Here is a 24,892-nt window from a genome sequence, read left to right as displayed (position 1 = left end):
GCGCTGCCGCCCTCACCGAAGCGAGTACCGACAGGCATCTTGCTTCGCCGTACCCTCACCCCAGCCCCTATCCCGGCGGGAGAGGGGCGTCCAACCTTGCGGCGTGGGCGCTCGGCGGAACGCGCACCAGGGGCGCGCAAGCTGTGCCTTCTCGCCCCGCAGGGAGAGCGACTGGTCGATTTGCCACGAACTGTCAGTTGCTAATTGCCGGTGTCAGCGAACCCCGCTGGCAATCAATGTTGTGCGGCTTCACGCCGTGGTGCTGTACCCGGTCGTTCCGGCTCGCTAGGCTTGGGGCATGCCTTCCAATCCCGACTTCATTCCCTTGCACCTGTGCGTGCTGACGGTGTCCGACAGCCGCACGCTGGCCGATGATCGCTCCGGCGACTATCTGGTCGATGCCCTCACTCACGACGGCCATGTGCTGCACGAGCGCGCCCTGTGTCCGGACGATCGCTACCGCATGCGCGCGATCGTCTCTGCGTGGATCGCCGATGCGCAGGTCGACGGCATCCTGATCACTGGCGGCACCGGCTTTACCGGCCGTGACAGCACGCCCGAGGCGATCACCCCGTTGCTGGACAAGACCATGCCCGGTTTCGGCGAGTTGTTCCGCGCGGTCAGTGTCGACGAAATCGGCACCTCCTCACTGCAGTCGCGCGCGTTTGCGGGGCTGGCCAATCACAGTTTCGTGTTCTGCCTGCCCGGCTCCACCTCGGCCTGCCGCACGGCCTGGGAAAAGATCGTGCGTGCGCAGCTGGATGCGCGGACCAAGCCCTGCAATCTGGCGACACTGCGTCCACGTCTGGGCGAATAGCCTGCGCGCTCCATCGCTGTTGGAACGCGCATGTCGCACCTGAAACGCAAGGCCTACAAGAAGTTGCTGGCACCGCTGCAGCTGGAGCTGGTCAACATGGCGCGCTGGCTGCGGCATACCAACCAGCGCGCGCTGGTACTGGTGGAAGGCCGCGACACCGCTGGCAAGGGCGGTGTGATCCAGGCCATCGCCAGCCATCTGAACCCGCGCCAGTGCCGGGTGGTGGCGTTGCCGACACCCAACGATCGCGAAAGCACGCAATGGTATTTCCAGCGCTATGTGGCGCACCTGCCAGCGGCCGGCGAGTTGGTGCTGATGGATCGCAGCTGGTACAACCGCGCCGGCGTGGAACGGGTGATGGGCTATTGCACCGACGCGCAGTACGACGCGTTTCTGGAGCAGGCGCCGCGCTTCGAACAACTGCTGGTCGACGACGGCATCCTGCTGTTCAAGTACTGGCTGTGCGTGGATCAGGCCGAGCAGGAACAGCGCTTTGCCGAACGCCAGGAAGATCCGCTCAAGGGCTGGAAACTGTCGCCGGTGGATCTGCAGTCACGCAGCAAGTACGAGGACTACACTGCCGCGCGTGAGCGCATGCTCGAGGTGACGCATACGCCGGACGCGCCATGGACGCTGGTGGATTTCAACGACCAGAAGCGCGGCCGGTTGAGCCTGATCCGCAATCTGCTGGATCGGCTCCCGGACACCGCGGTGCCCGATGACACGCTGCAGCTGCCGCCGCTGGACGGCAAGCCGCACAAGGAACGTTACGGCGTGCTGGAACCGATCGACGATTACGCCGGCCAGTCCTGAGAGATCTCGTCGCTGGCCGCGGTGGCACGTGGCAAGGGGTACAGCCCGGCCTGGCGCTCGGCCTGCTCGGCCTGCAGCACCAGCTGGCTCAGGCGCTGGCTGAACAGCTGCATGAAACCGCGGTGCAGCGGGCGCATCGCTTCGATGTAGTCGACGTCGTCGGCCTGCGCACCGAGCGGGCTGCAGGACGACAGCAGCACTTCGTCCAGGCGTAGCGCACTGTCGGGCAGACGCACCAGCGCGGCGCGGCGCAACCAGTCGCGCATGCCCTGACGGTACTCGGCAGCCAGGATGTACGCCACTTCGACCTGATCCAGGTCCACGTCCGGATTCCACGCCAGCACCTGGATGACCTGCGAGCGCTCGTCCAGCATGCGGCTCTCGGCAACCAGGCCGTGCAGTTGCTGCAGCAGACGCCACTGGACGCCGGCCGCCTCGCGCTGCGGGGCCGGCATGGTCTCGATCGCCAGCGCCAGGCGGCGTGCGAACAGCGCCGGCACTTCGGCCAGGACGATCGGGCCGGCATCGGCGCCGAGCAGGAAACGTTCGGTGCGCAGCGTGGCGGTGTCGGGCAGGTAGCCGTCCTGCAGCGGGCGCATCACGCCGTGGTCGAGCAGCGACAGCACCACGTCCAGCCAATAGCGACGCTCCTGTTGCAGCGCGCGGTTGGCGGTGGCGTTCTGCCAGGCCGGACGGAGATCGTCCAGACGCGCGATGCAGGCCTGGGCATCGAGGGTGTCCCAGGGCGCGCGGGTGGCGTCGTTGGGATCGAAATTCTCCACGCTGAGCATGCCGCCGCCGAAACGGTGCCAGGCTGCGCCGCGTTGGTTGCCGGCGGGATCCGGCCTGGAGGCCGACAGCGGCACCGCGGGGGCCGGGCGCAACAGGGCTGCGTAGGCGTCGGACCAGGAATCGGGAAGACGCGCCGACAGCGGATAGCTGGCAGCGGACGCGCCCAGGCCGTGACGTGCGAGCTTCAGGCTCCACAGCACCGCAGCGATCACGATGCCGCCGAAGATCCAGGCCAGCAGCCAGCTGGTGGCCGCCTGCCCCGGCTGCAGCACGCGGGTCTGCGGCTGCAGAAACAGCAGCCAGCCACTACCCGACAGGACGCCCAGGTACAGCCATGGCGCCAGCTGCGCCAGGCGACGGTTGCGGTGGTGGGCAGGCAGTTCCTGCCCGTCGGTGTGATCTTGAGATGGAGCGGCCATATATTCCCCCTGCACGCCTGATCGCGCTGACAAGGTTATCGGCGACGCATCGCAAGTCTGTTGGCCTGCTCGGCTGGCAGCGACTCAGCCAGTTACAAATTCTTCAGTCGGCGGCGGCGCGCAGGGCGTGCGGGTCACCGCCGCCACGCTGGCCGCCGGCGGGCCTTGCCATAACCAGGTTTCCAGCGCATCCAGCGCGGCGTCTGGCCCGGCGGCGACCACTTCCACGCTGCCGTCGGGCTGGTTGCGCGCATGCCCACGCAGGCCCAGCGCAACCGCACGCTCGCGGGTGGAGGCGCGGAACCACACGCCCTGCACCACGCCGGTGACGATAAAGCGCGCCGCCTGCATCAGCCGGCCTTGCCGGTGATGCCCACCGCCGTCTCGATGTCGCGTGCGGTCACCGGGCCGAGGAACTGCTTGGCCACCTTGCCGTCCGGCCCGATCAGATACGTCATCGGCAAGCCGCGCGGCGTGGCGAAGTCCTGCGGCGGCTGGTAGGGGTCGAGAATGGCGATCGGGTACGACACCGGGTGGTCCTTCAGGAACGCCTGCATGTCGGCGCTGCTGATGTCTTCATAGGCCAGGCCCACCACTTCGACGGTGTCGCGCATGGTGTGCAGCGCCGACAGCTCGGGCATTTCCTTCAGGCACGGCGCGCACCAGGTGGCCCAGAAATTGACCACCACCCACTTGCCGCGATGCGCGGCCAGGTCGTAGGCCTCGCCGGTCACGGTCGGCAGCGACAGCTTGGGCATCTCGGCGGTCTGCTGCACCACCGAGGTGTCGGTTGGGCTGGCCGGGTCGGCGGGAGCGGCCGGCTTTTGCGGCGTCTGTGCGGTGGTCGCCGGCGCTGCACCGCCGGCGGAGGGCGTGCCCTCGCCGGTGGGCTTGCAGGCGGTCAGCAGCAACAGCGGCAACAGCAGCGCACAGGCGCCGCGCACAAGGCGCACGGTCATGGGAGGTCTCCGGGAAGGTGGGTGTAGAGGTCGCCGACCGGTTGCGCCAGCACGCTGCGCAAGGGTTGGCGCAGTTGTTCCAGCGCAGCGGCAGCGGCCTGGCCGTAGGCATCGTCGCGGCACGGCAGGGGGCGGTCTTCGATCGGCACGCGCAGCTGGCAGCTTTCGTAGAGTTCGGCCAGCGGCACCACGTCCAGGTCGCGCGCCAGCAGCCATTGGCCGCGCTCGTCGCGGCGCAGCAGGCGGATGCGTTTGAGTTCGCACAGCAACTCCTGCATCAGCGTGTCGGTGAGCATCGGCTCCAGCGCCAGGATGCGGTCTTCATCCAGGCCGTTGCCGTGGATGCGTGCCTGGCGGAAGCGGCCGAGCAGGCGCAGCAGGCCATAGATCTCGAAACCCGGCGGCAGCCGCATCGCTTCGGGCTGGTAGCGGAATGCCGCCATCGAGGAGGCCAGCGAGGCGCCCAGCAGCACCGAAACCCAGCTCAGGTAGATCCACAACAGCAGGATCGGCAGCGCCGACAGCGCGCCGTAAATGCGCTGGTAGGTCTGGAAATTGCCCAGATAGAAGCCGAAGCCCCATTTGACGATTTCCATCAGGATCACCGCCAGCAACGCGCCCGGCAGCGCATGCCGCAGGCGTACCCCATGCTGCGGCACCACGCGGTAGATCAGCACGATGCAGACGAATTCCACCGCCATCGGCGCCAGCCGCCAGGCGAATTCGGCCAGCCACTGGCCTTCGGTGGTGCGGAACAGCGGCAGCGCGAACACGTAGGCGGCCATCGCCATCGAGGCGGCGGCCAGCATCGTGCCCAGGGTCAGCACCGTCCAGTAGATCAGGAAGCGCGTCACCTTCGGGCGTGCGGCGGCGACCCGCCAGATGCTGTTGAAGGTCTGCTCGATGCTATGCAGGGTGATCAGCAGCGAGGCCACCAGCGCGACCATACCGGCCACGGTGAATTTGCCCAGATCCTCCAGCGAACGATTGAGGTAGTTCTGCACCGAGCGCGCCGCGCCGGGCACGAAGTTGTTGAAGATGAAGTCGGTCAGCGCGTCCTTCCACTCGTTGAAGGCCGGGAACGCCGACAGCACCCCGAACACCACGATCGCCAGCGGCACCAGCGCGAACACCGTGGTGTAGGCGAGCGAGGCGGCCGCCTGGAACAGGCGGTCGTCGAGAAAGCGGCGCCACAGGAAGCGCCCGAAGCTGACCGTCCGCGCGCGGTCGCGCAGCCGTTCTTTCCATTGGTGGATTTTGTTCACGCGCAACATCGCGCAAGGGTACCCGATGCGCCGTCATCGCGGCCTTGCCGCAACTGCGGCGTGCAGGCAGGCGGTGGCTTGGCCGATACTGCGGCAACTCACACAGGCGGTAGATGCGCGATGGCGGAGATTCTGGTGCTGTATTACAGCCGTGGCGGTTCGGTGGCGCGGCTGGCGCGGCAGATCGCGCGCGGCATCGGCGAAGTACCGGGCATGGGTGCGCGGCTGCGCACGGTACCGCCGGTAGCGGCGGTGACCCAGACCAGCGCCCCGCCGGTGCCGGACGAGGGCGCGCCGTATGTGGACAAGGCCGATCTGGCCGAATGCAGCGGTTTGCTGCTGGGCAGCCCGACCCGCTTCGGCAACATGGCCGCGCCGATGAAGCATTTCCTCGACGGCCTGGGCGCCGAGTGGGCCAGCGGCACCCTGGCCGGCAAGCCGGCAGGCGTGTTCACTTCCACCGCCTCGATGCACGGCGGCCAGGAATCCACCTTGCTGTCGATGCACCTGCCGCTGCTGCACCACGGCTGCCTGATCGTCGGCATCCCGTTCACCGAGCCGGCGCTCAGCCATACCACCAGCGGCGGCACGCCCTATGGCGCCAGCCATGTCTCCGGCGCCGGCGGCGACCCGCAACCGAGCGAGGACGAAGCGCTGCTGGCGCGTGCGCTGGGTCGCCGGGTGGCCGATATCGCCCGGCGCCTGGCCAGCCCATGAGCGTGCGTGCCACGCACTGGCTGCTGACTGCCGCGCTGATCGCGCTGACGGTACTGTTCGTGAGCTGGTTTCACGACGACCGCCACCGCACCGCGGCGCTGCTGGTGTTCGCACTGCCGCCGGCGCTGATGGCCGCGCTGGCGCTGCGCAGCGCACGTGCGCGTTTCTGGGCCGGCGTGTTTGCGCTGGGCTGGTTCAGTCACGGCGTGATGGCCGCCTGGAGCCAGCCGCAGGCACGTGGGCTGGCCTGGCTGGAAGTACTGCTGGCCCTGCTGGTGGTGGCATTGGTGGGCGGCCCCGGCATGGCGGCGCGCTTCGGCCGCAAGCGCCCTCCACGTTGACCCGCTTGGGCAGCACCCGCGCCGGGGTCGTATCATGACGGCCCTCGCGCGGCCTGCACCGCGCCCGTTTGAAGGACCCGCAGCAATGGAAGACCTCCTGATCGTCACCACCGGTGGCACGATCGACAAGATCTACTTCGACGACAAATCGGACTACCAGATCGGCGACCCGCAGATCGGCCAGATCCTCAAGGAGCTGGGCGTGACCTTCCGCTTCTCGGTGATTCCGATCATCCGCAAGGATTCGCTGCACATCACCGACGCCGACCGCGAACTTGTGCGCGCCACCATCGCCGCCCAGCCGACCCGCCACGTGCTGATCACCCACGGCACCGACTCGATGGTGGAAACCGGCAAGGTGCTGCAGTCGATCGCCGACAAGACCATCGTGATGACCGGCGCGCTCAATCCGGCGCGCTTTCGCGGCTCCGATGCCGAGTTCAACATCGGCTGCGCGGTCGGCGCGGTGCAGTCGCTGCCGGCGGGCGTGTACATCGCCATGAACGGGCGCATCTGGAATCCGGAAAAGGTGCGCAAGAACGTCGCCGCCAACCGCTTCGAATCGCTCTGACGCCATGAGCAAGGCCACCCGCGCGACCAAGGCATTGGATGCCGCCGGCGTGGCCTACGTGTTGCACCCCTACGCCTACCAGGCCGATGCCGATGCGAAGGGCGTGCAGGCGGCGAACGCCTTGGGACTGGCGCCGCACACGGTGCTGAAAACATTGATGGCCTGGGTCGACGACCAGGCGGTGTGCGTGGTGATCCCGTGCGATCGCCGGGTGTCGCTGAAGAAACTGGCCAGTGCCTGCAACGGCAAGTCGGCGCGCATGATGGAGGTGGCCGATGCCGAGCGTCGCACCGGCTACAAGGTCGGCGGCATCAGCCCGCTGGGGCAGCAACGCCAGGCGCCGGTCGTGATCGAAGCCAGTGCACTGGATGCCCCGTCGCTGTGGATCAACGCCGGGCAACGCGGCTTGCTGCTGGAATTGCCGGGCGATGGCATCGTTGCCGCATTGCAGGCGCGGCCCTGCAGTGTTTGCGACTAGCCGCGGCGAGACACCGCGCCGCGTGTGGGCCGGCTGACGCAAGCCGGCATCTGGAAATCCAAAGGTGGCTCCGGTTTGCGGCAGCGATCACGCACCTCCGCTGCGGCGTGAGGCATCGCCGGCGTCACATGGCCGATGCAAGATCACGCCCCAAGGAAGACCGGAGTCCTGCACCCCACCGGCGCAGGACTCCGGGCACGCTCAGTACGTGGCCACCAGCGTGACCGCCGAGAACGCCAGCGTGGCCTTGAGCCGCACGTAATACACCCCTGGCGCGGGCGCGCTCAGCGTGCAGCTGTCGGCATTGCCCACCACCGCAGTGCGGCAGCTGTAGGCGGTATCGCTCGGCAATGCACCGGCACGCAGCGACAGATCGGCATTGCCGCTACCACCGCTGAGCGCCACCCGCAGGCTGCGCGTGCCTGCGGGCACGTTGACCTGGTAATACAGCGAGCCACCGGTGGCTGCGGCCAGGCCGTTGCGTGCTGCATTGCTGGTCAGGGTGGTCGAGGCGATCACCGCAGCCACCGCACCATCGGCGTTGACCAACCCTGCCCCACACCCCTGCGGACACGCCACCGGCAATGCACGCGCCGTGCTCTTGAGCATCGCTTCGACGCTGGCCGCACTGAGCGGATTGAGCGCCACCGACTGCATCAATGCCACCACGCCAGCCACATGCGGCGCCGCCATCGAGGTGCCGCTGTAGACCGCGTAACCTGGGGTGCCCACCGCCGTGCTGCCGCTGTTGAGCGTGGACAGAATCGCCTGCCCCGGCGCGGCGATATCCACGCCCTGGCCGAAGTTGGAAAAGCTGGCCTTGGCCCCGGCCGAGGTGGTCGCCGCCACCGCGATCACGTTCGGGCAATTGGCCGGCACGCTTTTGGATACGTCGATATTGCTGTTGCCGGCAGCCACCACCACGCTGGTGCCGCGCGACACCGCACTGGCGATCGCATTGCTCAAGGTGGTCGAACAGGAACCGATGCCGCCCAGCGACAGGTTGATCACCCTGGCCGGGGTCGGATTGGCCGGCACGCCGGACACCGTGCCGCCGGAGGCCCACACGATCGCATCGGCGATGTCGGACAGGTAGCCGCCGCAACGGCCCAGCACGCGCACCGGCAGCACCTTTGCATTGAACGCCACGCCCGCGGTGCCGGCGCCATTGTTGGCGGCGGCCGCGACGATGCCGGCCACATGGGTGCCATGCCAGCTGGAACTGGACGCGCTTGCGCCGCTGCCGCACTCGTTGGCCGCGGCCCAGTCGCCCGGATCGGCGGCATCGGTGTCGCGCGCGTTGCCGTCGCGGGCGATGAAGGCATCGCTGATGAAGTCATAGCCGGCCAGCACATTGGCCGACAGCTCCGGATGCGCGGTCACGCCGGTATCGATCACCGCCACCACCGCGCCCTTGCCGATGGCCTTGTCCCAGGCCGGGCGCACGTTGATGCCGGCGCTGGTGGTCCCCAGCGCCCATTGCTCGGACAGGCGGCTGTCGTTGGGCACCAGCATCGGGCGCAGCAGCATGTCCACTTCCACCCGCTTGACCGCCGGGTCGGCCGCCAGACGACGCATCAGGGTTTCCGCATCGACCCGGTCCAGCGCGCGATCGGCCACCAGCAATTGCGGCCCGACCCCAAGCCAGCGCGACGACGACAGGCCGAGCGCCCGTCCGCGCCGCGCCGGCACCGCGCGGGCGATCTCACGCAACGAGCCACTCAGACGCCCACGGTTGCCGGCGCTGCTGTCCTTGTAGCTGACGATGAAACGCTGATGGGCGGACGCCGACCCCAGCCCCTGCAGGCTGACGTCGCCGGCGAATGCAGGCGCCGTGCCGCATAGCAGTGCACAGGCCAGCGCGACATGGCGCAGCCCCTTGAACGGTAAATAACGCATGGATCGACCCCTCCCCGGGATGTCGTGGTGCAAACGAGGGCACACCTGTGCCGCCCTTGCATCGTGGTGAGGCGCGCCGACTGGCGTCGCTGCCCACCTACCCACGCTATCGACCGGGTATGCGCGGACCTGAGCCGGTATCGCTGGCCAGGCGTGGCGAACCACCGGGTTGGTTAAGGTGGCCGCTCGAGAGGCAGATGCCGGCGGCGGCCAGGACCGCGCCGTCCCACCGTCCGGCGCCGGCGCCCAAACGCCATTGCCCCGCACTCTGGCGGGGCAATGGGGGTATCGAGCGTGCTGCAGACACACCGCATCACGCAGACCGCAGCGGTGCCAACGGCACGGCCGCTGGCACCGCGAGGCGTCTTACGGGGTCTGGCTGACCGCACCGGCCGCGTTGACGATGCCGGCACCGCAGCCGCCCGAGCAGGCGCCCGGCAGCGGACGCGCGGTGTTCTTCAACAACGTTTCCACCGCCGCCGGAGTCAGCGGACGGCTGGCCGCCGACTGCACCAGCGCCACCACGCCGGCCACGTGCGGTGCAGCCATCGACGTACCGTTGTAGGAGGCGTAGCTGGCGCTGCCCGGGGTGGTGGTACCGCTGTTGAGCGTGGACAGGATCGCCGAGCCCGGGCCGGAAATGTCGATGGTGCTGCCGAAGTTGGAGAAGCTCGAACGCGCACCGGCCGAGGTAATCGACGCCACCGAGATCACGTTGGCGCAGCTGGCCGGCGTGAAGTTGGCCACGTTGGCATTGCTGTTGCCGGCCGCCACCACCACCGTGGTGCCGCGCGACACCGCGCCATTGATGGCGTTCTGGTAGGTGCTCGAGCAGGTGCCGTTGCCGCCCAGCGACATGTTGATCACTTCGGCCGGATTGGCATTGGCCGGCACGCCGGAGACGGTGCCGCCGGATGCCCACACGATTGCGTCGGCAATGTCGGAGGTGGTGCCGCCGCACAGGCCCAGCGCACGCACCGGCACGATGCGCGCATTGAATGCGGTACCCGCCACGCCGGTGCTGTTGTTGGTGACCGCAGCAATGGTGCCGGCCACATGGGTCCCGTGCCAGCTGGAGTTGGCCGCTGCCACGCCGGAGCCGCATTGGTTGGCTGCGCGCCAGTCGCCCTGGTCGGCCGGGTTGTTGTCGCGGCCATTGTTGTCACGCGCACGCGCCGCGTCGCTGATGAAGTCATAGCCCGGCAGCACGTTGGCGTTGAGGTCCGGGTGGCTGGTGATGCCGGTGTCGATCACTGCCACCACCACGCCGGTGCCGGTGGCGGTATCCCAGGCCGGACGCACGTTGATGCTCGAGGCGGTGGTGCCGAAACCCCACTGCTCGGACAGACGGGTGTCGTTGGGGGTCAGCGTCGGGTACATGATCTGATCGACTTCCACGTACTCCACGCTCGGGTCGGCGGCGATCCGGCGCATCAGCGTTTCGGCCTCGGCACGGTCCAGGCCACGGTCGGTCTTGAGCACTTCCGACCCCAGCGCGGTGCGACGCACGTGATTCAGGCCCAGCGCGCGGCCAGCGCGCGCCGGCACGGCGGTGGCGACCGAATTGAGCGATGCGCGCAGCGAGGTCGGGCTCACCGCGGCGCTGGAACCGTCCCTGTACTTGACGATGAAGCGGTCCAGGGTGGGCTGCGAATCCAGCCCGGAAAGATTGACCTGACCAGCAAACGCCGGCACTGCCAGCAGCGAAGTCAGCGCGGACACACCTAGAACCACCAGCGCGCGCGTGGGCGCACGACGTTGCGACACATTGGACATCGATCGTTCCTTAATTGAGAGGTACCGCAATTGCGGCGAGATGGCCAAACCGGCTCCACGTGCTGCGGATCGGGTCAGGCAGTGCACGGGCGCGGGCGCCCGGCGAGACGACTGACCGATGTCCATTCCGGTCGAGCGGCAACACACCGCCGGCGCCTGCCGATGCGGCAGACGTGGGCAATAGGTCGCTGATGGGGTGAAGCGGATCGGATCGGCACTGCCTGGCCGGGGCCAGGCAGTGCCGACGTGCCTCAGTAGCTGGCGCGCAAGGTCACGCCGGAGAACGTGCTGTACGCCTTGACGCGCACGTAGTAAGTGCCAGACGGCGCGCTGATGCTGCAGGTCTCGGCATTGCCGCTGCGGTACGGACGGCAGGTGTAGGTGGTGTCGGTCGGCGCACTGCCGGCACGCACGTACAGGTCTGCATCGCCGCTGCCGCCGCTGATCGCCACGGTCAGCGTGCCGCTACCGGCCGGCACTGCGATGGTGTAGTTCAGCTCCGCACCCGTGGCCGCGCCCAGTCCGGTGACCGGCGTGCCGTTGGTCAGGGTGTTGCCGGTGCCGCCACCGCCGCCGCCATTGCTGCCACTGATGGCGGCAGTCACCGCCGCATCGGCATTGACGATGCCGGCGCCGCAGCCGCCCGAGCAGGCGCCCGGCAACGCACGTGCGGTGTTCTTCAACAGGGTTTCCACGGCAGCCGGGGTGAGTGCGCTCGGCGCGACCGACTGCACCAGCGCGACCACGCCGGCCACATGCGGCGCCGCCATCGAGGTGCCGTTGTAGGACGCGTAGCTGGCGCTGCCCGGGGTGGTGGTGCCGCTGTTGAGCGTGGACAGGATCGCCGAGCCCGGCGCCGACACGTCGATCCCGGTGCCGAAGTTGGAATAGCTGGCCTTGGCGCCGGCCGAGGTGGTGGCTGCCACCGCGATCACGTTGGCGCAGTTAGCCGGCAGCGAACCGGACACGTTGGCAGAATCGTTGCCTGCCGCCACCACCACCGTGGTGCCGCGCGAGACCGCACCGCTGATCGCGTTCTGCATGGTGGTCGAGCAGGTACCGCCGCCGCCGAGCGACATGTTGATCACCTCGGCCGGATTGGCATTGGCCGGAATGCCGCTGACGCTGCCGCCGGAGGCCCAGATGATGGCGTCGGCGATATCCGACAGCGAGCCGCCGCACTTGCCGAGTACGCGCACCGGCACGACCTTGGCGTTGTAGGCCGTGCCCGCCACGCCGGTGGTGTTGTTGGTCACCGCGGCCACCGTGCCGGCCACATGGGTGCCATGCCAGCTGGAATTGGCGGCGGGAATGCCGGTGCCGCACTCATTGGCGGCGTACCAGTCGCCTTCGTCGGCAGGATTGCTGTCGCGCCCGTTGCCATCGCGCGCCGTGGTGGCATCGCTGATGAAGTCGTAGCCCGGCAGGATGTTGGCGTTGAGATCGGCATGGGTGGTGATGCCGGTGTCGATCACCGCCACCACCACATTGGCGCCGGTGGCCTTGTCCCAGGCCGGGCGGATATTGAGGCCGGCATTGGTGGTGCCGAAGGCCCACTGCTCGGACAGGCGGGTGTCGTTCGGGGTCAGCGTGGCGTGCAGGATCTGGTCAACTTCCACGCTCTGCACGTTGGGGTCGGAGGCCAGTTGGCGCATCAGGGTCTCGGCTTCGGCACGGTCGAGTGCACGGTCGGCCTTGACCAGCTCCGGTCCCAGCGCCAGGCGGCGCACCGAGTTCAGGCCCAACGCCTTGCCGGCCTTGGCCGGAACAGCGCGCGCGGCGGTGCGCAGCGAGGTGCTCAGCGCGGTTGGACTGGCCAGCGCGGTGCTGCCGTCCTTATAGGTCACGATGAATTTCTGGTGGGTTTGGGCGGTGGCCAGGCCATCCAGATACACCTCGCCGGCAAAGGCCGGGGTTGCCAGCAACAACGAGGTCAGCGCAGCTGCGCTCAGGATGGTCAGTGCGCGGGGGCGCTTGCGGAAAGACTCGTTCGACATCGAATTCCCTTCTAGATCAAAGAGAACCGCCGTAGCGGTGGTAGCCGGTGCCGCCTTCCATAGGTCAGCACCGAGGTCCCGGACCGATCCCCTGTTATCGATCCGTTCAGCGAACCTACCGCACTACAACCAGACTGGACAATAAGAAGTTCGCACTTTCGAAAAATTAAATATCAGATTTGTGACACCGTACGGCACCGTTCAGCCAGTTGACGACATATCCGGACAGGAATTGGCACACACCTGCTGCGTTGCCCCAAAAAAAAGACCCCTGCGCGACCGCGCAGAGGCCTTCTTTGACGCGATGCGCTGGCTCAGGACAGACGCACCAGCCAACCGTGGCGGTCCGGGACGCGCCCGTACTGGATGTCGGTCAACTCCTGGCGCAGCGACATGGTCACCTCGCCGGCCGGTGCGGAGAGATCGCCGACCGCAAAGCCATCGCCCTTCAGCTCGCCGATCGGGGTGACCACGGCAGCGGTGCCGCAGGCGAACACCTCGGTGATCTCGCCCGACGCCACGCCCTGCTTCCACTCGTCGATGGCGACCTTGCGCTCGATCACCTGCATGCCGCGATCACGTGCCAGTTGCAGGATGCTGTCGCGGGTGATGCCTTCCAGGATGCTGCCGGACAGTTCCGGCGTCACCAGCGTGCCGTCCTTGTAGACCAGGAACACGTTCATGCCGCCCAGTTCTTCGATGTACTTGCCTTCCACCGGGTCCAGGAACAGCACCTGCGAGCAGCCTTGCGCATAGGCCTTCTGCTGCGGCAGCAGCGAGGCGGCATAGTTGCCGCCGCACTTGGCCGCACCGGTGCCGCCCTTGGCCGCACGTGCGTACTCGGTGGACAACCAGATCGACACGGGTGCCACGCCCTTGGCGAAATACGGACCGGCGGGACTTGCGATGACGTAGTACGAGGCCTTGTGCGCCGCACGCACGCCCAGGAACGCCTCGTCGGCAATCATGAACGGGCGGAAGTACAGGCTGGTTTCCGGGGCCGACGGCACCCAGCTCGCATCCACCGCCACCAACTGGCGCAGCGATTCGACGAACAGGTCCACCGGCAGTTCCGGCAGCGCCAGCCGCCGCGCCGAGCGCTGCAGCCGCTCGCCATTGGCCTGCGGGCGAAAGGTCCAGATCGAGCCGTCGGCATGCCGGTAGGCCTTGATGCCTTCGAAGATTTCCTGGCCGTAATGCAGCACCGAGGCGGCCGGATCCAGCTGCAGCGGGCCATACGCGCGTACCTGCGCGTCGTGCCAACCGAGCTCGTTGGTCCAGGAAATGGCGACCATGTGGTCGGTGAAATGCAGCCCGAAGCCGGGCGCGGCCAGGATCACGGACAGCTCGTCGGCACTGCGCGGCGACGGGGAACGGGTGGAAGCGAAGGACACGGACACCGGAAGATTCCTGTATGGCGGGCGAAAGGACGCGGCGCCACCTCTTGGACATGGCGCCTGACGGTCAGAGCATGCCGGTCTCGAGACGGGCTGCTTCGGACATCATATGCCGGCCCCACGGCGGGTCGAAGACCAGCTCGACGTCGGCCTCGGCAATGGTCGGAATCATTTCGACCTTGCTGCGCACGTCGTCGACCAGGATCTCGCCCATGCCACAACCGGGCGCGGTGAGGGTCATCTTGACGTCCACCCGGCGCTGATCGTCTTCCTCGCGATGGCTGACCACCGCCTCGTAGACCAGGCCCAGATCGACGATGTTGAACGGGATCTCGGGGTCGAAACAGGTGCGCAACTGCTGCCACACCAGTGCCTCCACCTCTTCGTCGCTGGCATCGGCGGGCAATTCCAGCCCCGGCGGGGCCTCCTTGCCGATCGCATCGCCATCCTTGCCGGCAATGCGGAACAGGTTGCCTTCGACAAAGACCGTATAGCTGCCACCCAGCGCCTGGGTGATATAGCCGTAACTGCCTGCGGGCAGGGTCACCGAATCGCCCTGCGGCACCATGACGGCATCGCAATCGCGTTCGAACTGGACGGGTTCGCTGCTACGGGAGTACATGGGCTGGATATGGGGCCGCGGCGGATGCGCGCAAGTCCGCCATTCTAGCCGACCACGGCAAGGCCGCTGCCGTTGCGGGATGGAGCCGGCGACGACGCTGCATTCCATCGGCGCGTCCATCACCGCGCAAAGTACATCGCGCGCTTTATCATGTGCGCACTGTCAGGAGCTCCAATGCCGCCTACCACCGCGTCCGCCAGAACCGCCCACTGGCTCTGGCCCCCGCTCCTGCTGCTGGGATGCGTCACCGCCCTGATTGCCTGGATGCTCGTCGCGCTCGCGCTGGGCAACCAGGCCGGCTGGATGGCGGTGCTGGTGGCGCTGGAAATCGTCTGGATGCTGCGCCTGGGCACGCTGGGCGCCGGTCCCTTGCGCATCGGCATCGCGGTCGTGGCGACCGCGCTGATCATCGTCGGCGCCAACTGGGGCATCGCCTCGGCGCAGCTGGGTAACGCACTGGGCCTGGACCCGTGGACCTCGGCACAGAAGATGGGCACCGGGCTGGCCTGGACCCTGCTGCAACTGGCCAACAACGGCTTCGACCTGCTGTGCTATGCCGCCGCGCTGGTCCTGGCGTGGTGGGCGGCGCGCTGAGTCGGACGCGTTCGCAACGGCTGCCACTCGGCATCCGTTGAAGCTGATGCTTCATGTGCACAGCTCTAGTCACGCCGCTCCTGCTTAGCGCTGGCGCTTTATTTTCCTGACGCAGCGATTTCCGGGGAGCTCTGCGGCTTGGCTGCGGGGCCCTCGACGCTGCGAGTTTGCTGCAGGGCCCTTGCCGGCCCACCATCGCAGGACACGCCGCAAGTACGTCCATGTAGGCTCTTACGCGGCATCCATGCCGCGTGAGGTCCCGCGACGATGGGCCGGCAAGGACCTGTCGAGATGGTCGGTGGTTTGGTTGCAAGCAAAGCATGGTGTGTGTGTGTTGTTCGGATCACCGTGCGTTCGATCGGCTTTCCAGCACAAACCGGGTAACGGCAGCGGCTCAACAAAGCAACCTGCAAACGTTTCAGCGTCCCAACGCAAGACTTGCAATCGCAACAGGCAGCTTTTCATTCGACCACCGACCAACTTCCTGGTGCGGTGTCCTTGCCGGTTGCGTGACCCTTGGCGGCATGGATGCCGCCAAGGAGCCTCCACGGACGGATTCACGGCGTGTCCCGCAAGCGGTGAAGGCACCGCGCACTCGAAGAGCCGAGCTTTTGAATGTCTTTAAACACCGCTACGCCCTACAAAGCCCTGTATTTTCTTGAAGCGACGCCTCAGTGCCCGCCCCCGTCCAGCGCCTTCAGCTCGCTGACCAGCGCGCCGGCCGCTTCCGCGCCATCGCCGTACAGCATGCGGGTGTTGTCGGCGTAGAACAGCGCATTCTCGATGCCGGCAAAGCCGGTGCCCTTACCGCGCTTGATCACTATCGTGTTCTTCGAATTGACCACGTCCAGGATCGGCATGCCGTAGATCGGGCTGGCCGGATCGGTCCTGGCCACCGGGTTGACCACGTCGTTGGCGCCGATCACCAGCGACACGTCGGTGCTGGCGAACTCGGGGTTGATGTCGTCCATGTCGGCGATCAGGTCGTAGGGCACGCCGGCTTCGGCCAGCAGCACGTTCATGTGCCCGGGCATGCGCCCGGCGACCGGGTGGATTGCGAACTTCACCTTGACCCCGCGCGCGATCAGCCGCTGCGCCAGCTCCCAGATCTTGTGCTGCGCCTGTGCCACCGCCATGCCGTAGCCGGGCACGATCACCACCCGCTCGGCGAACGCCATCATCGCCGCCACGTCGCCGGCCTCGATCGGCTTCTGCGCCCCGGCGATCTCCTGCGCCTGCCCGCCGCCGCCGAAGTTGGAAAACAGCACGCCGCTGATCGGCCGGTTCATCGCCTTGGCCATCAGGCGCGTCAGCAGGATGCCGGCCGCGCCGACCATCATGCCGGCGATGATCAGCGCCTCGTTGCCCAGCACATAGCCTTCGAAAGCCACCGCCAGGCCGGTGAATGCGTTGTACAGCGAGATCACCACCGGCATGTCGGCACCGCCGATCGGCAGCGTCATCAACACACCCAGCGCCAGCGCCACCACGAAGAAGGCGATGATCGCCAGCGGCTGCAGGCTGCTGGCCGCCCAGATGCCGAGCACCAGCACTGCCAGTGCCACCAGCAGATTGAAGGCCTGCTGGCCCGCGAAGGTCACCCGACGGTCGAGCCGGCCATCCAGCTTGGCCCAGGCCACGATCGACCCGGACAGCGACACTGCGCCGATCGCCGAGCCCACCACCGCCAGCACCACCGTGGGGGTGTCCGGCCGCCGCGCCGCCAGTTCGGCGATCGCCTGGGCGCTCCAGTGGGTGGTATCGCGGTTGGCGAAGAAGGCAAAGCGCAGCAACTCCACCGCCCCGATCGCCGCCGCCGAGCCGCCGCCCATGCCGTTGTACAAGGCCACCATCTGCGGCATGTCGGTGATGGCAACCTTCCTGGCCGACCACCACGCCACCCCGGTACCGATCGCCAGCGCGGCCAGGATCAGCGGCACGTTATGCAGCTCGGGCAGGAAGAATGTCGCCACCGTGGCGATCAGCATGCCCAGCCCGGCCCAGCGGATGCCGCTGCGCGCGGTCAGCGGCGACGCCATGCGCTGCAGCCCGAGCAGGAACAAGGTCGCCGCGACCAGATAGCTGGACTTCACCAGCCATGCCAGCAGCTCGGCAGTGGAGACGTTCATGGCGCGTCCCCGCCCGACGGCTTCTTGCTGGACTTGAACATGTCCAGCATCCGCTCGGTCACCACGTAACCACCGGCCGCATTGCCCGCACCCAGCATCACTGCGACAAATCCCAGCGCCTTTTCCAGCGTGGTATCGGCATGCCCCAGCACCACCATCGCACCGATCAGCACGATGCCGTGGATGAAGTTGGAGCCGGACATCAGCGGGGTATGCAGGATCACCGGCACCCGCGAGATGATCACGTGGCCGGCGATGGCCGCCAGCATGAAGATGTACAGCGCTACGAATCCGTCGCTCATCGTCGTTCGCTCCACTGGCCGGTGCGGCCCGCAGATCATACCCACGCCGTACGCGCCCGGGCGCGTGTCAACCGAATCGGCACTCGCCCGTTGACGTCGTATCGTCTCCGCGGAAGCTACGCTGTGCTGGTGGGAACCCCTTTCGATCCGCAACCTGCCGCACCGGCCGCCACCGTGCCGGTTTCGCTGGACGCCTTCCTGGCCGGCATCGGCCCGCGTGCGTTCCGCTTTGCCGAGGCCGGCCTGCGTCACCGCGAAGATGCGCTGGACGCCGTGCAGGACGCCATGGTGAAACTGCTCGGTTACCGCGAGCGCCCGGCCACCGAATGGACGCCGCTGTTCTGGAGCATCCTGCGCAGCCGCATCATCGACCTGCAGCGCAGGCGCAGCTTCCGCCTGAAGTTCTGGGCGCCGGCCGAGCGCGCCGACGACGAAGGCACCATCGACTGGGCCGACCCCGGCACCGGCCCGGTGGACGAACAACAGCATCAACAGGCCTACCAACGGCTGGTCGAGGCCTTGCGCAACCTGCCGGCGCGCCAGCGCGAAGCGTTCACGCTGCGCGTGCTGGAAGACCTGGACGTGGCCACCACCGCCAAGGCGATGGGCTGCTCGGAAGGCTCGGTCAAAACCCACCTGTCGCGTGCGCGCGACGCGTTGCAAAAACAGTTCGAGGATTTCCTGTGAACCGCTCCCACGACCCGGCCCAGCTGGATGCGCACCTGCGCCAGCTGCATGCCTCCGCACTGACCAGCCTGCCGCCGCAGACCCTGGCGCGCCTGCGCCAGGCCCGTCATGCGGCCGCTCCCACGCGCGCCCGGCGCGGCTATTGGTTGCTGGCGACCGCGTGTTCCGGCCTGCTGGCGGTCGGCATCGGCCTGCAGCTGCGTCCAGGCGAGCGCGCCTCGCCGGACCGCGCCCCGACCCAGGTGGTCGCCGGCACCACCACCGATACCGACGACATGCTGACCCAGAACCCGGACCTGTACGTCTGGCTGGGGTCCGATACCGCCCTGGCCATGGAATAACCACGATGACCCGCACCACCCGCCTGTTGTTGACCCTGCTGCTGTGCGCCGCGCCCTGCGCGTCCCTGCTGGCTCAGGCCCATTCCCCCGGACCGCCGGGACCGCCACCGCCGGATGGCCCCGGCCCGCGAGGACCCGGACCGCGCGAGGCAGACACGCCGATGCCCGAGTGGGACAAGCTCACCCAGCAGCAGCGGCAGGTGCTGATCGATGCGCTGCGCGAACGCTGGAACGATGTGCCGGAAGAACGCCCGCGCATGTACCGCCACGCGCGCCGCTGGCTGGACATGACCCCGGAGCAGCGCAAACAGGCCAAGGCCGGCATGGACCGCTTCCGCAACATGAGCCCGGAGCAACGCCGCGAGGCCAAGGCCTTGTTCGAACGCATGCGCACGCTCAACCAGCAACAACGCAATGAGCTGCAGCAACGCTGGCAGAAGATGAGCCCGGCCGAACGCAGCACCTGGCTGCGCGAGCATCCGCCCACCGACGATTGACGCAGCGCTGCCGCGGCGGATGCGGCACCCCAGCGCACGGGCGGCATCCCGGTCACAGACGAACATGCGCGCAGCCCCCGTAGGAGCGCGCTGGCGCGCGACGGAGCGTTACAGACAAGCGCCATCGCGCGACGGAGCATTACCGATAAAGCGCCATCGCGCGCCAGCGCGCTCCTACCCGCCAGTGCGCAAGGCGCATGGGCTCGGCGGGGCTACGCAGTCGCTGGCGCCGACCAGCGTGTCTTGGCCAGCAGTTCGTCGTCCCAGTCGAACGACAGCGCGCCATCCTTGATCAGCAATGCGGCGAACGCGTAGGCGTTGCGCGCGAACATCTCGCTGGCGTGCACCGCGCCCTGGCTGGCCAGGTTGAGCGGCCCGGCGATCACCACGCCGTCGCGCTCATAGGTATCGCCGGGCCGGGTGGCAGCGCAATTGCCGCCGGTTTCCGCGGCCAGATCGACGATCACGCTGCCGGCGCGCATGCCGTGCAGCATCTCCGTGCTCAGGATCTTCGGCGCCGGCCGGCCGGGCACGGCGGCGGTGCAGACCACCACGTCCACGCCTTTGAGGTGTTCGGCCAGCCGGCGTTGCTGTTCGGCGCGTTCGTCGTCGGTGAGCTGGCGCGCATAACCGCCCTCGCCGGCCGCGCTCACGCCCAGATCCAGGAAGCGCGCGCCCAGCGAGGCGATCTGCTCGCGCGTTTCCGGGCGCACATCGAAGCCTTCGACCTGCGCGCCCAACCGCCTGGCGGTGGCGATCGCCTGCAGCCCGGCCACGCCCGCACCGATCACCAACACCTTGCACGGGCGCATGGTGCCGGCGGCGGTGGTCAGCATCGGAAAGAAGCGCGGCGCCAGCTGCGCGGCGATCAGCACGGCCTTGTAGCCGGCCATACCGGCTTGCGAACTCAATACGTCCATCGATTGCGCACGCGTGGTGCGCGGCAGGCGCTCCAGCGGAAACGCGACCAGCGCACCGGTGGCAATCGCCTGCGCACGTGCCGGGTCGGCGTCCGGCGCCAGCATGCCGATCAGCACGGTGTGGGGCCTGCATTGCTGCAGCAGTTCGGTGGGCGGTGCCTGCACGCTCAGCAGCACCTCGGCCTGGGCCAGCGTGTCTGCCGTGGCGAGCTGCGCCCCGGCCTGCAGATACGCGGCGTCGGCCATGCTGCTGGCACAGCCGGCGCCTGGCTCGATCCACACGCTGGCGCCGAGCGCGACCAGTTTCCTGACCGTTTCCGGCGTGGCGGCGACGCGGCGCTCGCCTGCCGCGCGTTCTTTCAGCACCAGCACCTGCACAGCCATGGCTTGCTCCGCTCGCGCGCCTGTCGTCGCGGCGATGCTAGCAGAGCGCGGCAGCCACGCTCAGGGCGTCAGCAAGGCCGGCAGCATCGGGGCGAGCAACTGCTCGGGCGGTGCCAGCGCCACCGCTTCGGTGCGGTGGTCGATGGCCAGACACGCATAACCATGCGCCGCGCTCCAGGCCAGCAGCACCCGTTGATGCAGCAGGTGCGCATCCGGCGCACTGCCGTGCCGGGCCAGCCAGGCCGCATGCAGGGCATCGCGCAGGCAGGCCATTGCCGCATCGATGGCCGCCAGCAGGCGCGGCAGGCTGCGTCGCTGCGGCTCCAGGCTCTGCATCAGGCGAAACTGCTGCGGGTAGGCGATGGCGAACCGGATATAGCCCAGGCCGCCGCCCAGCAGTGGGTCGACCTCGCGCTGGGCCTGCACGATCCACTCGACCATGCGTTCGTACCCGTCTGCGACCAGTTCCACCACCAGGCCTTCCAGCGAGCCGAAGTGATGTGCCGGTGCGGCATGCGAAACGCCCGCACGGCGGGCGCACTCGCGCAGGCTCAGCCCGCGCGGACCCGATTCGCCGACGATCTCCCAGGCCGCGCGGCGCAGGGCGGCGGGCAGATCGCCGTGGTGATACGTCGCTGACTTGGGCGCGTGGGACATGGCGGCTTCGCAAATCGGGATGTCATTGGAGCAGGGAATCTTGACGCTGACAAGATTGGCGGTGCAGACTCGCCCCGCATCTTGCCAGCGTCAAGATTTGGCGACGGGTGCAGCCCTTCCCCCAGCGAGTGTTCCCATGGCTAAGGCATCCTCCCGCTGGCGCATGCGCCTGACCCGCACGCTGTTCGGGTTGGCCAGCCGCCTGGCCCCCGGCCCGACCGGCCGCCTGCTGGCGCGCCGCTTCGTGACGCCGGATGCGGCATCGCGCCGGCATGCCGCATCCACCCTGGCCACGCTGTCCGACGTGGGCCGCGACAGCCTGTCCATCGATGGCATCGAGATCGCGGTGTATGTCTGGGGCGATCCGGCGCAGCAACCGTATGTGCTGCTCTCCCACGGCTGGTCCAGCTATGGCCTGCGCTTTGCCGCCTGGGTGCCACGGCTGCAGGCGCTGGGCTACGCAGTGGTGGCCTTCGACCAGGCCGGGCACGGATTGAGCGGTGGGCGCATCAGCTACATGCCGCACTTTGTCGAGGTGCTGCGCCGGATCGGACGGCGCTTCGGCCGGCCGGCGGCCTTCATCGGTCATTCGCTGGGTTCGGCATCGGTCGTGTTCGCCGATGAAGCGGCCTGGCAGCCGGCGCGCTACGTGCTGATCGCGCCATTGCTGGCCCCGGCCGAGACCGCACGCCGCCAGTTCCGCGCCTTTGGCATCGCGGCCAAGACCTTCGTTCCGTTCGAGAACCTGCTGCATGCGATCACCGGCAAACGCTTTGCCGATTTCGATGCGTCCCCGCATCTGCCGCGTTTCCAGCGTCCGGCCCTGATCATCCATGACCGCCGCGACCGCGAGACACCCTGGGACGAAGGCGCGCGTTTTGCGGCGCTGTGGCCGCAGGCGCAGTTGCTGACCACCGAAGGCCTGGGACACAACCGCATGGTCGACCATGCCTCGGTCATCGAAGCGGCGCTGGACTTTATCGGCCCGGCGCGGGCCTGAGCGTACCGCGATGCGGCAAGCGCATCGCGCGGTACCCGCTAGTGCACGGTGCTGTTGTGCAACGGATCCAGGCGGTCGATGACGCCCTGCATGGCGCTGTCGAAGGCGCCGTCGTTGATGTGCTCGCGCAGCCTGCCCAGGCGCACCATCACCGCCAGCTCTTCAGGCGAAGCGACGCAGAAGCGTACGCCGCGGCGATTGACGAACAGCAGCCGCTGCGAGATCGGGCTCACCCACGACAGCTTGCCCGCCTGCACCTTGCCGTCCTTGTCGACGAAATCCAGCCAGGTACCGATATCCATCGCACGGAAACGCTCGGCATCGGCGCTATCGATGCTCTGCGCCACCGCCTCGGCCCCCAGCACCACGCTGACGCTTTCGGCAGCCGGCGGCGGCAGGTTGACCTGCGGCAGCTCCGGCAGGGCCTTTTCCAGCTCCGGGCGCGCTTCGGCAATGGCCTGCAAGGTGTCGTGCAATGCGGTGATCGCCACCACCACCGCATCGCCATGCAGGCCGACGCTGGCAAATACGCGATGCAGGGCCGGCTGCCAGACCTGCAGCCACGGCTTGCCGACGATGTGGCGACGTGCCTCGGCCAGTTCTTCCAGCACGCCATCGGCCAGGGCCAGTGCCTCGACGGTGCCCGGACCTTCCTCACCGTCGCGCAGGATCGCCATGGTCAGATGGTGCAGCCACGGCTGACGCAGGAAATCCTCCACGGCCCTGGGCAGCGGCGTACCGGCCTGCGTGCGCTGTTCCAGCTCCGACAGCGCGCGGCTGCGTGCCAGCTCGAGCTTTTCCTGGCCGCGCTGGGTTTCGGTGGCGCGCCGCTCGGCGATTTCCACCCGGCGCCGGTGCTGCGACAGGAAATCGCGGAATTCCTCTTCCAGGGTCAGGAAGATCGCCAGGTTCTCGTTGAATTCGGCCACCAGGCGGTCGACGATTTCCTCGACCTTGCCCATCAGCACACGCTCGGCAGCGCTGTCGCCGGTGTTGCCTTCGCAGGCCTCGGCCAGCGAATTGAGCAGGCGCCGCGCGGGATGGGTCTTCTGCACGAACATCTTGCGATCCAGCAGCGCGACCTTGACGAAGGGCACCACCAGCCGGCCGATCATTTCGCGCGAACGGTTTTCCAGATCGCGCTCGTCCAGCATCACGTCGAACAGCATGCCGACCAGGTCGATCGCATCCTCGTCCATCGGGTCCAGGCGCGCGGTCGCCGGGTCCACGCCCAGCCGCGTGGCGCTGGACAGCACTTCGTTCTTCAGCCGCTGCGCCAGCGACTCGGTGTCGTCGCCGATGGCCGCCTGCAGCGTCGCGCTCGGCGTGGCCTGCAGCAGCGACAGCACCGACATCATCTCGCGCTGGCTCAGCGGGCGTTGCTGGCCCACCGCCACCGATGCGGCAGAGGCGGTGTTGTCGCGCACGCTGCGGGTCTGCTGCAGCAGTTCGTGCAACGCTTCCAGCAACATGCCCTGGCTGCCGCCGGGGTGATCGGCCTCACCGCCATCCATGCCGCCGGCAGCGCCGCCACCGGCCTGGCCACGCTGGGCGGCGGCCTGCATGCGGCCGCGGCTGTGCGCCCAGCGGTCCAGGAAGCGGTTGGCCCAGGCCGGTGCGTACTGGTCGCTCTGGTCGTCGCCGCCGATGTCGGCAGCCGCGCCCTGGGCCTCGGCCTGGGCGCGCTCCTCGGGCGTGTCGCCGCGTGGCTGCACGCGCGGCGGCGGGCGCTTGGGCTGGGAGATTTCCGGCATGACGCCGGCCTTGGCCAGCGTCTCGTCCAGGCGCGCATACAGCTTGCCGATCGGCTCGGCCAGGTCGCGCTCGCACAGCTTGATCAGCACCAGGCGCACTTCCGGCGCCAGGTCGCAGGTGGCGAAAGCTTCGTGGATCGCCACGCCCAGATGTTCCGGACCGAGCGGGTTGGTGTCGGCCACCAGTTCCAGGCCGCCGGCGATCCAGCCCAGGCGGCGGTCCACCCGCGCCAGCACCTGCTTGAAGTCGCGCAGCAGCACCGTGGCCAGGTTGCGCACCGCCAGCCGCGATTCGAGCACGTGTTCGGGCACCAGACTCAGCGGGCCGGTGCCGATGTCGCCTGCCAGGACCACCTCGGCCGACAGCGGCTCGCCCAGCAACAACGCCTGCCAGCCGTCGTCCAGCTGCTGGCGGAACCGCGTGGCCACTTCGTCGCGCTTGCGGCGCAACTCGCGCATGCCGTCGAGAAACAACAACTGCGATGTGCCCGCGGATTCGGCGCGATCGAACAGCACATCGTCAAAGTGTGCGACTGCAGCGGCAAAAACCTGCGCGAGTGCGGGCACGAACACGGCGTGCGCCTGTTCGAGCAAGCGTTGGTCACGGCCCGGATGTCCCGACGGACTGGGCTGAAAAGTCATGCGCAAAGGCTCCCCGCCCCTGCAGGCGTGAAAATATTCAAACGAAAGAAAACAGACGCGGCCCCAAATTCCGCCACCGCATGGTAGGCGTTTCGCTCGTTTGTTAAGTGTGACGCAATTCG

At 68.0% G+C, this 24,892-nt stretch carries 25 protein-coding genes; 11 read left to right on the top strand and 14 right to left on the bottom strand.

Going from position 1 to position 24,892, the window contains the following annotated elements:
- Nucleotides 1-298 precede the first annotated feature (298 nt).
- On the top strand, nt 299-817 hold the full coding sequence (gene moaB, locus AC06DU_RS04660; protein WP_024938580.1) for a molybdenum cofactor biosynthesis protein B: 519 nt from the start codon (nt 299-301) through the stop codon (nt 815-817).
- A 30-nt stretch (nt 818-847) separates the two neighbouring features.
- Nucleotides 848-1,630, top strand: a complete 783-nt coding sequence (gene ppk2 / locus AC06DU_RS04655) for a polyphosphate kinase 2 (protein WP_024938581.1) — start codon at nt 848-850, stop codon at nt 1,628-1,630.
- Here the strand turns inward: ppk2 and AC06DU_RS04650 are convergent.
- From AC06DU_RS04650 to AC06DU_RS04635, 4 genes are all read right to left on the bottom strand, one after another.
- Nucleotides 1,612-2,841 carry a hypothetical protein gene (locus AC06DU_RS04650; RefSeq protein WP_478203697.1) on the bottom strand — a complete coding sequence of 410 codons (1,230 nt, stop codon included), beginning with the start codon at nt 2,839-2,841 and terminating at the stop codon, nt 1,612-1,614. The genes ppk2 and AC06DU_RS04650 overlap by 19 nt on opposite strands.
- A gap of 84 nt (nt 2,842-2,925) precedes the next feature.
- Entirely contained in the window at nt 2,926-3,192 is a 267-nt protein-coding gene (locus AC06DU_RS04645) for an acylphosphatase (protein ID WP_054591328.1), read from the bottom strand.
- Nucleotides 3,192-3,800, bottom strand: coding sequence for a TlpA family protein disulfide reductase (locus AC06DU_RS04640; RefSeq protein WP_104568879.1), 609 nt, complete (start codon nt 3,798-3,800; stop codon nt 3,192-3,194). The genes AC06DU_RS04645 and AC06DU_RS04640 overlap by 1 nt, the downstream gene beginning before the upstream one ends.
- Complete coding sequence (locus AC06DU_RS04635; protein WP_024938585.1) at nt 3,797-5,074, bottom strand: YihY family inner membrane protein; 1,278 nt, start codon at nt 5,072-5,074, stop codon at nt 3,797-3,799. The genes AC06DU_RS04640 and AC06DU_RS04635 overlap by 4 nt, the downstream gene beginning before the upstream one ends.
- Before the next feature lie 51 nt (nt 5,075-5,125).
- Between AC06DU_RS04635 and wrbA the strand changes: the two genes are divergently transcribed.
- The 4 genes from wrbA to ybaK all read left to right on the top strand — a co-directional run bounded on the left by wrbA (nt 5,126) and on the right by ybaK (nt 7,172).
- A complete protein-coding gene (gene wrbA, locus AC06DU_RS04630; protein WP_024938586.1) occupies nt 5,126-5,782 on the top strand; it encodes an NAD(P)H:quinone oxidoreductase in 657 nt (218 codons plus the stop codon).
- Nucleotides 5,779-6,123 (top strand): DUF2069 domain-containing protein, encoded by a 345-nt coding sequence (locus AC06DU_RS04625; RefSeq protein WP_047128204.1) that lies wholly within the window; start codon nt 5,779-5,781, stop codon nt 6,121-6,123. Before wrbA ends, AC06DU_RS04625 begins: the two co-directional genes overlap by 4 nt.
- Nucleotides 6,124-6,208: 85 nt before the next feature.
- Nucleotides 6,209-6,694, top strand: a complete 486-nt coding sequence (locus tag AC06DU_RS04620; protein ID WP_016900703.1) for an asparaginase domain-containing protein — start codon at nt 6,209-6,211, stop codon at nt 6,692-6,694.
- Between the two features lie 4 nt (nt 6,695-6,698).
- Nucleotides 6,699-7,172 (top strand): Cys-tRNA(Pro) deacylase, encoded by a 474-nt coding sequence (gene ybaK, locus AC06DU_RS04615; protein ID WP_024938588.1) that lies wholly within the window; start codon nt 6,699-6,701, stop codon nt 7,170-7,172.
- A gap of 201 nt (nt 7,173-7,373) precedes the next feature.
- On the opposite strand, the gene AC06DU_RS04610 is transcribed toward ybaK, so the two are convergent.
- The 5 genes from AC06DU_RS04610 to sufT all read right to left on the bottom strand — a co-directional run bounded on the left by AC06DU_RS04610 (nt 7,374) and on the right by sufT (nt 14,863).
- Nucleotides 7,374-9,071, bottom strand: coding sequence for a S8 family peptidase (locus tag AC06DU_RS04610; RefSeq protein ID WP_478203696.1), 1,698 nt, complete (start codon nt 9,069-9,071; stop codon nt 7,374-7,376).
- 366 nt (nt 9,072-9,437) lie between these two features.
- Nucleotides 9,438-10,847: a S8 family peptidase gene (locus tag AC06DU_RS04605; protein ID WP_102252730.1), complete on the bottom strand. Its 1,410-nt coding sequence runs from the start codon at nt 10,845-10,847 to the stop codon at nt 9,438-9,440.
- A 251-nt stretch (nt 10,848-11,098) separates the two neighbouring features.
- Nucleotides 11,099-12,844: a S8 family peptidase gene (locus tag AC06DU_RS04600; RefSeq protein WP_478203694.1), complete on the bottom strand. Its 1,746-nt coding sequence runs from the start codon at nt 12,842-12,844 to the stop codon at nt 11,099-11,101.
- 314 nt (nt 12,845-13,158) lie between these two features.
- Nucleotides 13,159-14,244 carry a branched-chain amino acid aminotransferase gene (locus AC06DU_RS04595; protein WP_039523741.1) on the bottom strand — a complete coding sequence of 362 codons (1,086 nt, stop codon included), beginning with the start codon at nt 14,242-14,244 and terminating at the stop codon, nt 13,159-13,161.
- A 64-nt stretch (nt 14,245-14,308) separates the two neighbouring features.
- Nucleotides 14,309-14,863, bottom strand: coding sequence for a putative Fe-S cluster assembly protein SufT (sufT, locus tag AC06DU_RS04590; protein WP_016900709.1), 555 nt, complete (start codon nt 14,861-14,863; stop codon nt 14,309-14,311).
- Nucleotides 14,864-15,037: 174 nt separating this feature from the next.
- On the opposite strand from sufT, the gene AC06DU_RS04585 reads away from it, so the two are divergent.
- The gene (locus AC06DU_RS04585; RefSeq protein WP_478203692.1) at nt 15,038-15,457 is read left to right on the top strand and encodes a hypothetical protein; all 420 of its coding nucleotides are present in this window, start codon (nt 15,038-15,040) and stop codon (nt 15,455-15,457) included.
- Nucleotides 15,458-16,128: 671 nt separating this feature from the next.
- Here the strand turns inward: AC06DU_RS04585 and AC06DU_RS04580 are convergent.
- Together AC06DU_RS04580 and AC06DU_RS04575 are read right to left on the bottom strand one after the other, a co-directional pair.
- The gene (locus AC06DU_RS04580) at nt 16,129-17,586 is read right to left on the bottom strand and encodes an NAD(P)(+) transhydrogenase (Re/Si-specific) subunit beta (protein WP_478203690.1); all 1,458 of its coding nucleotides are present in this window, start codon (nt 17,584-17,586) and stop codon (nt 16,129-16,131) included.
- Nucleotides 17,583-17,888, bottom strand: coding sequence for an NAD(P) transhydrogenase subunit alpha part 2 (locus AC06DU_RS04575; RefSeq protein WP_046346232.1), 306 nt, complete (start codon nt 17,886-17,888; stop codon nt 17,583-17,585). Before AC06DU_RS04575 ends, AC06DU_RS04580 begins: the two co-directional genes overlap by 4 nt.
- Before the next feature lie 123 nt (nt 17,889-18,011).
- On the opposite strand from AC06DU_RS04575, the gene AC06DU_RS04570 reads away from it, so the two are divergent.
- The 3 genes from AC06DU_RS04570 to AC06DU_RS04560 are packed head-to-tail and all read left to right on the top strand — an operon-like array spanning nt 18,012 to nt 19,413.
- The gene (locus AC06DU_RS04570) at nt 18,012-18,575 is read left to right on the top strand and encodes an RNA polymerase sigma factor (RefSeq protein ID WP_104608429.1); all 564 of its coding nucleotides are present in this window, start codon (nt 18,012-18,014) and stop codon (nt 18,573-18,575) included.
- Nucleotides 18,572-18,916 (top strand): hypothetical protein, encoded by a 345-nt coding sequence (locus AC06DU_RS04565; protein ID WP_054591335.1) that lies wholly within the window; start codon nt 18,572-18,574, stop codon nt 18,914-18,916. Before AC06DU_RS04570 ends, AC06DU_RS04565 begins: the two co-directional genes overlap by 4 nt.
- A 5-nt stretch (nt 18,917-18,921) precedes the next feature.
- Nucleotides 18,922-19,413: a DUF3106 domain-containing protein gene (locus tag AC06DU_RS04560; protein WP_039810786.1), complete on the top strand. Its 492-nt coding sequence runs from the start codon at nt 18,922-18,924 to the stop codon at nt 19,411-19,413.
- 212 nt (nt 19,414-19,625) lie between these two features.
- Here AC06DU_RS04560 and AC06DU_RS04555 read toward each other — a convergent pair whose 3' ends face one another.
- Entirely contained in the window at nt 19,626-20,717 is a 1,092-nt protein-coding gene (locus tag AC06DU_RS04555; RefSeq protein ID WP_160955069.1) for an NAD(P) transhydrogenase subunit alpha, read from the bottom strand.
- A 60-nt stretch (nt 20,718-20,777) separates the two neighbouring features.
- On the bottom strand, nt 20,778-21,374 hold the full coding sequence (locus tag AC06DU_RS04550; RefSeq protein WP_478203688.1) for a TetR/AcrR family transcriptional regulator: 597 nt from the start codon (nt 21,372-21,374) through the stop codon (nt 20,778-20,780).
- Nucleotides 21,375-21,510: 136 nt separating this feature from the next.
- Here AC06DU_RS04550 and AC06DU_RS04545 point away from each other — a divergent pair, with 136 nt between their 5' ends.
- Nucleotides 21,511-22,374: an alpha/beta hydrolase gene (locus AC06DU_RS04545; protein ID WP_478203686.1), complete on the top strand. Its 864-nt coding sequence runs from the start codon at nt 21,511-21,513 to the stop codon at nt 22,372-22,374.
- 38 nt (nt 22,375-22,412) lie between these two features.
- Here the strand turns inward: AC06DU_RS04545 and AC06DU_RS04540 are convergent, their stop codons facing one another.
- Nucleotides 22,413-24,770, bottom strand: coding sequence for a DUF1631 domain-containing protein (locus AC06DU_RS04540; protein WP_054591339.1), 2,358 nt, complete (start codon nt 24,768-24,770; stop codon nt 22,413-22,415).
- Between the last annotated feature and the right edge of the window lie 122 nt (nt 24,771-24,892).

It is taken from the genome of Xanthomonas sp. NCPPB 3200 (genome assembly GCF_056393585.1).
Note: the sequence above shows the minus strand (reverse complement) of the source record. Positions and strands in the feature narration are given on the sequence as shown.